A 407-nucleotide genomic window follows, 5' to 3' on the forward strand; every position below is an offset into this window, starting at 1 on the left:
AGCCTCACCCCGCGGGTCGGCATCGGCTCGTACGACGTGGTGAGCCCGGCCGACGCGGTCGAGCGGCTCGGCGACCCGCGGTTCGGCGGGGGCGGCATGATCGCGTGGGCGGCTCGCGACGGCGTGCAGGCCGTGCCGGAGATCGCGCCCGCCGAGCCGGAGGCGCCGACCGTGCCGCCCACGGTCGGCGAGGGTGCCCGGTTCGCGGGGCCCGTCACGGACGTGACGATCACGGACGCGCGTCTGGGGCTCGCGGTGCAGTACCAGCCCGACGGCGCGGCGGTGCTCCTGCCCGCGTACGAGCTCTCGGACGCCGACGGCAACGTGTGGTCGGTCGTGGCCGTCGTGGACGACCGGCTCGACTTCTCTCCCGCGGGCTGAGCCCATCTCGCCGGGGACGACCTGGC

1 protein-coding gene is annotated in these 407 nt (G+C 76.4%); it reads left to right on the top strand.

The genetic code is table 11. The features are described 5' to 3' along the window. The coding region (locus G3I78_RS49730; protein WP_203616597.1) for a hypothetical protein at positions 1 to 381 on the top strand (381 nt) is incomplete at its 5' end. Positions 382 to 407: the final 26 nt, after the last annotated feature.

Origin of the sequence: Streptomyces sp. SID13726 (genome assembly GCF_010548375.1) — a bacterium.
Lineage (GTDB): Bacteria > Actinomycetota > Actinomycetes > Streptomycetales > Streptomycetaceae > Streptomyces.